Source organism: Ruegeria sp. YTSA105, from assembly GCF_059610225.1.
In genome coordinates, this window is record NZ_JBXWNE010000002.1 from 426,556 (window position 1) to 436,228 (window position 9,673).

The 9,673-nt window shown below is 57.2% G+C and carries 7 protein-coding genes; 3 read left to right on the forward strand and 4 right to left on the reverse strand.

Going from position 1 to position 9,673, the window contains the following annotated elements; all coding sequences use genetic code 11:
* Nucleotide 1: 1 nt before the first annotated feature.
* The 3 genes from AC2FH2_RS04780 to AC2FH2_RS04790 all read right to left on the reverse strand — a co-directional run bounded on the left by AC2FH2_RS04780 (nt 2) and on the right by AC2FH2_RS04790 (nt 2,255).
* The gene (locus AC2FH2_RS04780; protein WP_142632791.1) at nt 2–394 is read right to left on the reverse strand and encodes a cytidine deaminase; all 393 of its coding nucleotides are present in this window, start codon (nt 392–394) and stop codon (nt 2–4) included.
* Between the two features lie 102 nt (nt 395–496).
* Nucleotides 497–1,588 (reverse strand): cupin domain-containing protein, encoded by a 1,092-nt coding sequence (locus AC2FH2_RS04785; RefSeq protein ID WP_142632789.1) that lies wholly within the window; start codon nt 1,586–1,588, stop codon nt 497–499.
* Complete coding sequence (locus AC2FH2_RS04790) at nt 1,563–2,255, reverse strand: hypothetical protein (RefSeq protein ID WP_271948030.1); 693 nt, start codon at nt 2,253–2,255, stop codon at nt 1,563–1,565. The genes AC2FH2_RS04785 and AC2FH2_RS04790 overlap by 26 nt, the downstream gene beginning before the upstream one ends.
* A 186-nt stretch (nt 2,256–2,441) precedes the next feature.
* Here AC2FH2_RS04790 and AC2FH2_RS04795 point away from each other — a divergent pair, with 186 nt between their 5' ends.
* From AC2FH2_RS04795 to AC2FH2_RS04805, 3 genes are all read left to right on the forward strand, one after another.
* A complete protein-coding gene (locus tag AC2FH2_RS04795; protein WP_282027863.1) occupies nt 2,442–4,715 on the forward strand; it encodes an NADP-dependent malic enzyme in 2,274 nt (757 codons plus the stop codon).
* A gap of 265 nt (nt 4,716–4,980) precedes the next feature.
* Nucleotides 4,981–6,870, forward strand: coding sequence for a propionate-CoA ligase PrpE (prpE, locus tag AC2FH2_RS04800; protein WP_496823039.1), 1,890 nt, complete (start codon nt 4,981–4,983; stop codon nt 6,868–6,870).
* Nucleotides 6,871–6,943: 73 nt separating this feature from the next.
* Nucleotides 6,944–8,383: an amidase family protein gene (locus tag AC2FH2_RS04805; protein WP_496693339.1), complete on the forward strand. Its 1,440-nt coding sequence runs from the start codon at nt 6,944–6,946 to the stop codon at nt 8,381–8,383.
* A gap of 262 nt (nt 8,384–8,645) precedes the next feature.
* Here the strand turns inward: AC2FH2_RS04805 and AC2FH2_RS04810 are convergent, their stop codons facing one another.
* Nucleotides 8,646–9,407 (reverse strand): NAD kinase, encoded by a 762-nt coding sequence (locus AC2FH2_RS04810; RefSeq protein ID WP_142632779.1) that lies wholly within the window; start codon nt 9,405–9,407, stop codon nt 8,646–8,648.
* Nucleotides 9,408–9,673 lie beyond the last annotated feature (266 nt).

The window sequence follows — 9,673 nt, forward strand, 5'->3', positions numbered from 1 at the left end:
GTCAGACATCCTCCATATGCGAGGCGTCAAATGCGCCTGGCAGCAGATCCCCGATAGTGGTTTTCAACTCCGCCCCGTCCAAGCTGGCCAATACCACCTTGACGTCACGCTTGCCGAACTCGGCCAGTTTCTGGCGGCACCCCCCGCACGGCGGTACTGGCTGAGGAGACGACGCGACCACGTAAACCTCGGTCAGTTCCTGCTCGCCAGCAGCAACCATGGCGGCAATGGCTCCGGCCTCGGCGCAAGTGCCTTCGGGATAGGCCACGTTTTCCACATTGCAACCGGAGTAGATCTGCCCCGACAGGGACCGGATCGCCGCGCCGACCTTGAAATTGGAATAAGGCGCATAGGCGTTTTCCCGCACGGACAAGGCTGCGTCTTTCAAGCTCATGGCGATTCCCTATTTTTTGATCATCTGGTCAGAAAGTCATACCCTAAATGAAAGCCCCCGGGGAATTGAAGCCCCGAGCGCAGAATTCCTGAGCCAAAATGCTTAATCCAGAACCGTATTGAACACGCCAGGCAGCGTGACCTCAAGCAGTTCAACATCATCGGTCGGATCAGACAGGCGTGTGCGCATACCCGGCGGGATGACAAAGGCATCGCCCTGTTCCAGCCGATAGGGGTCACGCCCCTCGCCTTCGAGCGTCAACTCACCGTTCATAACGAAGGTGAAATGAATATCGGTATCATGTGTAGCCCAGGCGGTGTCACCCTGCCCCCGACGCACCACCTGAACGCCTGCGACACCCATCGTGTTCTGGGCAATCGTGGTGTCGCGACAGATATAGCCCGGCAAACGGAACGGCCCCCATTCTGCTCCCTCGGCCCGGTTGTAGACAAAGCGCTGGCCCTGCCATTCGCGATCCGGGCGGTATTGCGGGGTCGGCAACTGCATTTCGTGGTCGATTTCGGTGACATGTTCGGCAGGAACACCAATTTCGATCACCTGCACATTGTCCGATGCCTCCAACACACGATGGCGGATTTCGGGCGGCTGGATAAAGCAATCGCCGGCGGTCAGGCGCATCTTATCGCCCTGATCCTCGTAAACCACATCGACCCAGCCATGGATGCAGAAAATCAACTGAAACCCGACCTTGTGGAAATGCACCATGTCCGGAACCGGACCGCCATCAGGAATGCGGATATGGCTGGCAATGATCGACCCGCCCAAGCGATCGGGTACCAGATCGCGATAATGCATTCCGGCGCGCCCGATGACCCACGGGGCCTGATCCTTGAGTCTGCGCACGACAAAGGAATGCACGGTATCCGGCATCACCATCGGCGGGTTCAGTTCATCAATTTCAACACGCGTCCCGTTCGGCGCGACCAAACTGCGCTGGCCAGCCGCAAACTCATCCGGATTTTCGGTCAGAATGCGCAACATTCCGGGCGCCTCGGGTGCATCCTGTTCGATCCGTAATCGCAATCCATGCCCCGAGAACACGGCGACCCGAGGGTCATCAGCCGGATAGATCATATCCATCCGCATCCCCAGTACCTTGGTAAAAAACGGGATGTCGTCACGTAATTCCTGCGTCGGCAGACGAATCTCAGCTTTGGTCTGATTGCTGGTCATTCAAGTTCTCTTCGGTCGTGGCTTTGGGCCATCCGATCAGAACAGAAGCCAAAATGCCAATCGAAAAGAACATCTCAAGCGTTTCTTCCAACACAAACAAACGCATGATCATCTGGTCCGATAGGTCGTCTTTCAGTGCGCCACTGACTTCTTCCAACCCCTGTGCAACCACCGCACACATACCGGCCAGAAAGAACACCATTAGAAACGGGACCCGATGCTTGAACGCACGCCACCCGTTTGGCACCCCGTGCCAGAGCAAGCCGCCCAGAACCAAAACAGCCAGGATGACGCGAACCGCGTTCATATCAAGCAGCGTGTCCAGCCCATTCAGAATCCCATATGGCAAGCTATCTACGGCATAGATATCCGCAGCAAGTTCGCGCTCTGCCAGCAGCAAACAGACGAGACCGATATAAAGACGGGAAATCCCGCGATACCGGAAAAGCGCAATGCCCCCGGCCAGAACAAGTGCCGCGGCCGAAATGGATTCGAACGGGCCGCCCTCATGGCTGAGGGACATCGCCTGCACCGGCCAGATACAGAGGACCACCAAGATCAGCAACGCAACTCCAATCGCTGCACGAAACAGCGGCTGGTCCAGCCCAAAGGACCGCTTGGTATCGGTTGTGACGGGTATCGACTGAGATTGTTTTTCCGGGGTCATCTTGGGCCTTCGATCTCCTGTGGAAGCGGTGCCGAATATGAAGATGCGCGACCGTAACCATATTAGAACATAATTCAACCTACGGCCGTGTTTGGCAAAAATCCATTTATGAAGTGACGTCACGTAGCCAAGGCGCCAGAAATAGTTTAACCCTTCAACCAAATTCGGAACGGAGATGAATTGCCTATGTCTGACACTCCCAACCTGCGACAGGCCGCGCTTGATTATCACGCTCACCCAAAGCCTGGAAAGCTCGAAATCAGGGCTACGAAACCCATGGCCAACGGTCGGGATCTGGCGCGCGCCTACTCGCCTGGCGTCGCCGAGGCCAGCCTGGAAATCAAGGCCGACCCATCCAACGCCGAGCTTTACACCGCGCGGGGCAATCTTGTTGGCGTAGTCTCGAACGGAACAGCAGTGCTGGGCCTGGGCAATATAGGCGCTCTGGCTTCTAAGCCGGTGATGGAAGGCAAAGCGGTTCTGTTCAAGAAATTCGCAGGGATCGACTGTTTCGACATCGAGGTTGACGAATCCGACCCCGAAAAGCTGGCCGATATCGTTTGCGCGCTGGAACCCACGTTCGGGGCAATCAACCTTGAAGACATCAAGGCACCCGATTGTTTTATTGTCGAAAAACTGTGCCGCGAGCGGATGAACATCCCCGTTTTTCACGATGACCAGCACGGCACCGCAATCGTCGTGGGCGCCGCTGCCAAGAACGCGCTGTACGTTGCCGGGAAAAAGTTCGAGGATATCAAAATCGTCTCGACCGGCGGAGGCGCGGCTGGGATCGCCTGCCTGAACATGCTGGTGAAGCTGGGTGTGAAACGTGAAAACATCTGGCTGTGTGACATTCACGGGCTTGTCTATGAAGGGCGAGCCGAGGACATGAACCCGCACAAGAGCCAATTCGCGCAAAAGACTGATCTGCGCACGCTGGATGACGTGATCGGGGATGCCGATCTGTTTCTGGGGCTTAGCGGACCGAATGTCCTGAAACCCGAAATGGTCGCGAAAATGGCCAACAGACCAATCATCTTCGCGCTGGCCAACCCGACGCCCGAGATTCTGCCGGACGCAGCTCGCGAAGTGGCCCCCGATGCGATCATCGCAACGGGTCGCAGTGATTTTCCCAATCAGGTGAACAACGTTCTGTGCTTTCCTTTCATCTTCCGGGGCGCCCTGGATGTTGGTGCGACCGAAATTAACGACGCTATGCAGATCGCCTGCGTAGACGGTATCGCTGATATGGCCCGGGCAACGACCAGTGCAGAAGCCGCCGCCGCCTATAAGGGCGAGCAACTGACATTCGGACCTGACTATCTGATCCCAAAACCTTTTGACCCGCGCCTCGTCGCTGTTGTGTCCTCGTCAGTGGCCCGGGCGGCTATGGACAGTGGCGTTGCCAGGCGTCCGATTCCAGATATGGAGGCCTATAAAGAGCGCCTGAACCAGACTGTTTTCAAATCCGCCCTGATCATGCGCCCGGTTTTCGAGGCCGCAGCAGCTGCGTCGCGCCGAATAGTATTTGCCGAGGGCGAGGACGAACGTGTGCTGCGCGCCGCTCAGGCCATTCTGGAAGAAACCACGGAAACACCGATCCTGATCGGACGTCCCGAAGTCATCGAAGCGCGATGCGAGCGCCTGGGCCTGACCGTGCGTCCCGGCGAGGATTTTCAGATCGTGAACCCTGAACATGACAATCGCTACTATGATTACTGGACCTCATATCACCAGATCATGCAGCGCCGCGGTGTCACCCCTGATCTGGCCAAGGCCATCATGCGCACCAACAGCACAGCCATTGGGGCGATCATGGTCCAGCGTGGCGAGGCCGACAGCCTGATCTGCGGAACCTTTGGCGAATACCGCTGGCACCTAAGCTATGTCGAACAGGTGTTGGCCAATGGCGACCTGCGCGCACATGGCGCTTTGTCTCTGATGGTTCTTGAGGACGGCCCCTTGTTCATTGCCGATACACATGTGCGGCAATTACCAACGCCTGCAGAGCTTGCCGAAACCACCCTGGGCGCGGCCCGTCATGTCCGGCGTTTCGGGTTGGAGCCAAAAATCGCGTTCTGTTCGCAATCTCAATTCGGCAATCAGGCCGAAGGCTCGGGCAAGCGCCTGCGGGCCGCTTTGGAAATTCTGGACTCGGAGCCGCGCGATTTCACATATGAGGGTGAGATGAATCTGGACGTAGCGCTTGACCCTGAACTGCGGTCGCGCATCTTCCCGCATTCACGTCTAGAAGGTGTCGCCAACGTCCTGATATTTGCCCACGCAGATGCCGCCAGCGGTGTGCGCAACATCCTGAAGATGAAGGCCAACGCGCTGGAAGTTGGCCCGATCCTGATGGGTATGGGCAACAAGGCACATATCGTGACCCCCTCGATCACCGCACGCGGGTTACTGAACATGGCGGCGATCGCAGGAACGCCTGTCGCTCATTACGGGTAATGGGTCACGGATCCCCTCCGGGCACCGAAACAGGTGCCCGGACTGATTCCTTCATATTTGCACCAATACATTTGCAGTTTTGCAAAACTGTGAATTCGGCGCGCAAAATCCATAAATTGCCGACAGGTTTGCAAAAATTTGCAGGGAAATTCTTATACATCTGCAAATATTTTGCGATAAAGTGACGCCCCGTCACTTCGACCGCTTGTCTGCCCCCTATACCCCGCCCTAGACACGGTGCAGGGATTTTTCGGAGGAGACCAAAGTGGCATATCAGGACGTTTACCAGAGCTGGAAATCCGATCCAGAGGCATTCTGGATGGAAGCTGCAAAAGGAATTGATTGGGTTCGGCCACCCAGCAAGGCTTTGTTTGACGACAATGCTCCTCTTTATGAATGGTTCTGTGATGCCAGGGTCAACACCTGCTGGAATGCAGTTGATCGCCATGTCGAGAATGGTCGCGGTGAACAGACGGCCATCATCTATGACAGCCCAATCACCCACACCAAGCGCGAGATCTCATATGTCGAACTGCGCAATCGGGTCGCTACTTTGGCCGGGGCATTGCGGGCAAAAGGTGTCGAAAAGGGCGACAGGGTTATCATCTATATGCCGATGATCCCCGAAGCGCTTGAGGCGATGTTGGCCTGTGCCCGGCTGGGTGCGGTGCACTCGGTTGTGTTTGGTGGCTTTGCAAGCAACGAATTGGCGGTCCGTATTGATGACGCCAAACCAAAAGCAATCATCGCCGCTTCTTGCGGGATGGAGCCGGGCCGTGTGGTGCATTATAAACCGCTGCTTGACGGTGCCATCGAACTTGCCAGCCACAAGCCCAATTTCTGCGTGATATTCCAGCGCGAACAAGAGGTTGCGCATTTGATCGAGGGGCGTGATTTCAACTGGCACGGGTTCCAGTACGGTGTTGAGCCTGCGGAATGTGTTCCTGTCGATGGCAATGATCCAGCTTATATCCTGTATACATCGGGCACGACCGGAGCGCCCAAAGGGGTTGTGCGGCCAACTGCCGGTCATCTGGTCGCGCTGAACTGGACGATGAAGAACATCTATAACGTAGACCCCGGCGATGTGTTCTGGGCGGCCTCGGATGTCGGCTGGGTCGTTGGCCACTCATACATCTGCTACGCGCCGCTGATCCACGGCAACACCACGATAGTGTTCGAGGGCAAGCCGGTTGGAACCCCAGACGCAGGAACCTTCTGGCGGGTGATATCCGAGCATAATGTTCGCAGTTTCTTCACTGCTCCCACCGCAATCCGCGCGGTCAAACGTGAAGATCCCAAGGGGGAATTAATCCCTGAATACGACCTCTCCTGCCTGCGAGCCCTGTTTCTGGCCGGAGAGCGGGCGGATCCCGACACGATCGAATGGGCCAAAGACGCGCTGAACGTTCCGGTCATCGACCATTGGTGGCAAACCGAAACCGGTTGGACCATCGCGGGCAATCCGCTGGGGATTGAAGAACTGCCAACCAAGCTAGGGTCACCTGCCAAGCCGATGCCCGGTTACGATGTGCAGATCCTGGACGAAGGTGGCCACCCGATGAAACCCGGAGAGCTGGGTGCGATTGCGGTGAAACTACCCCTGCCCCCGGGCACCCTGCCGACGCTGTGGAACGCCGAAGACCGGTTCAAAAGCTCGTACCTGAACCACTTCCCCGGATACTATGAAACCGGCGATGCGGGCATGGTCGATGAGGACGGCTACCTTTATATCATGGCGCGCACCGATGACGTGATCAACGTCGCCGGCCATCGTCTGTCCACCGGCGGCATGGAAGAGGTTCTGGCCGAACACCCTGACGTTGCCGAATGCGCCGTGATCGGCGTGTCGGACCAGCTGAAGGGCCAGATGCCGGTTGGTTTCCTGTGTCTGAATGCGGGCTGTGACCGCGACCATGGTGACGTCGTTCAGGATGTCGTCAAGTTGGTTCGCGAAAAGATCGGACCGGTCGCTGCCTTCAAGCTGGCTGTGGTTGTCGACCGGCTGCCCAAGACGCGGTCGGGCAAGATATTGCGCGGAACCATGGTCTCGATTGCGGATGGCAAGGACTACAAGATGCCCGCCACCATCGACGATCCGGCGATTCTGGACGAGATCACCGAGGCCCTCAAATCCATCGGCTACGCCCAGTAGAAAATCGGCGCGCCTGCCGCCTCTTGCAACCTGACACCGGGCCTCTACTGTCTGACCAAGACAGTGAGGCCCCATGACAGAAACCGACATCTGGCGTCTGAACGCCACCGATCTGACCGCGTTGACGCGCAACAGGGAAATCAGCGCGGAAGAGGCCGTCAAAGCCTCCATCGACCGGATGCAACAGGTCAATCCTGCGCTGAATGCGGTTGTTGAAGATCTGAGTTCACAAGCGCTGGACCGTGCGCGAAATCTGGACAAGGCGGTCGGTGACGGAGAGCAGCCCGGCCCCCTGCATGGTGTGCCGGTCACCATCAAGATCAACGTCGATCAAAAAGGACATGCGACCTCGAATGGGGTCGTTGCCCTGAAAGACGTGATCGCCCCGGATGATGCGCCGGTTGTTTCCAACCTGCAAAAGGCGGGCGCCATCGTCATCGGTCGCACCAACACGCCCGAATTTTCATTCCGTGCTGACACAGACAACGAACTGCATGGCCGCACGCATAACCCCTGGGGACGTCATATCTCGCCCGGGGGATCTTCTGGTGGCGCGGGCGCAGCTGTGATGGCTGGGATCGGTGCGCTGGCCCATGGCAACGATATAGGGGGCAGTCTGCGATTTCCTGCCGCCGCCAATGGGGCGGTTACCGTCAAACCGGGTCTGGGTCGTGTTCCGGCGTGGAATCCCAGCCAATCGGCAGAACGGGGCATATTGGCACAATCGATGTCGGTGCAGGGTCTGATCACGCGCTCCGCAGCGGACCTGCACCTGTCCATGCCCAGCTTGATCGCGCCCGATCCGCGCGATCCGTTTCACGTGCCGATGCCGTGGCGGGGTGAGGACCAAACCGGCCCGATCAAGGTCGCCTTCACCAAGCAGACCTTTGGATACGATTTGCATCCCGAAGTCGACAAGGCTCTGGATACGGCACGCGATGCATTGATCGAAGCAGGCTATGTAGTGGAAGAGGTCGCACCACCCGATATCTTTGAAGCTGGTCGTGGCGGGTACCGCGCCCTGATGGGCGAAGTTTTGACCTTGTTGAAAGCCGATATCGAGGCTGCGGGATCAAAAACAATCCGCGACATATTCGAGGTCTACTTTCAGGAATTCCCACCCATAGTTGGCACAGACCTTATAAAAATGCTGGCCAAGCGCAGCAACTATGCGCGCGAGTGGTCTCTGTTCATGCAAAACTATCCTCTGGTCCTGTCACCATTCCTGCCACAGCCGTTCTTCAAACCGGACCGAGACACCGAGGGCGCCGAGGGCGTGCATGAAGTTCTGGGCTGTGCGGTCTATTCCTATGCGATGAACTTCATCGGCCTGCCCGCGGCATGCGTTCCGGCGCGGCTGGCCGAGCTGCCGCATGGGCCGCAGCCGATCAACATCCAGATCGCAGCCCGCAGATGGCGCGAGGATATGGCGGTAGACGCCGCCGCGGCAATAGAAGACCGGGTGGGGCAAATGTGCCTGCCATTGTGGAAGAAAATGGGGACGTCCTTCTAAATAAACGTTGTCCAAAAAAATTGACCCCGGGGTTTTGTACCCGGGGTCCGCTTTCTAAAATATGCCTAGAAATCCGATAACGAGCGTAGCACCACCTACCCTCGCCCGCACATAAACTGCACGTTCATTTCGAAACCGCCGTTGATGGCCACTCACTTCCACCATGGCGTGTTCTCCAGGCAAGTTCACAGTACCTTAATGTTAATCGGATTCGTGTGAACTGGTTCACACAAGCGCGATTAATTCATACCTGGCCTTTCATTTAGGTGAACTGCTCCGAAATCAGACGCTCTTCCAGGCCGTGGCCCGGGTCGAACAGGATACGGTGCCGGATCGCCGGTTCAGATCGAATTTCGACCCAATCAATATCCGGAAATGAATTTGAATCCGCATCCGCCATGACCGGCCGCTTGTCCGCGTCCAACACATCGAACCGCACCTGGGCGATTTTGGGCAGCAGCGCGCCCCGCCAGCGTCGCGGACGAAAGGCTGCAATCGCTGTCAGGGCTAGAACATCCGATCCAATCGGCAGGATTGGCCCATGCGCGGAATAGTTATAAGCCGTCGATCCTGCTGGCGTTGACAGCAAAGCGCCATCGCAAACCAATTCATCCATGCGCACGCGACCGTCCACACTGATCCTCAGCCGCGCCGCCTGAGGGCCTGCCCTTAGCAAAGAGACCTCATTGATGGCTAGCGCCTCATGGATCTTTCCGGACTGATCCATCGCGCGCATCGCCAGCGGGTTGATGACCTCTTCTTCAGCGGCGGAAAGACGGTCCATCAGATCTTCTTCGTGGAACTCGTTCATCAGGAACCCGATTGTTCCACGATTCATGCCATATACGGGCGTATCGAGGTGCTGCATGTTGTGCAAAGTGTGCAGCATAAAGCCGTCCCCACCCAGCGCGACAATTACACCTGCATCACGCGGCGCCGCATTGCCATAGCGCCTGACCAGTTTGTCGCGTGCGGTTTGAGCCACCTTGGCGTCGCTGGCAAGAAAAGCGATTCTTTGAATCATCTATTGTGGTTTCCAGTGCTGCACATTTGGTTCCGAAACAATCATACCTTTCCCCTATAGACCAGACTTGACGCCACCGTTGGCCAAATCGTCGCTTTAAGCCTTTTGCCGATGCCCCGTTTCCGATAGGAAATCCGCAAGAAATCCCAGCATTGTGGAGCCCCCATGAACGCCAATCTACGTGATACCGGTTTTTTCACCCAGTCTCTCTCAGAGCGCGACCCAGAGCTGTTCGGCTCGATCACGTCCGAGCTGGGCCGTCAGCG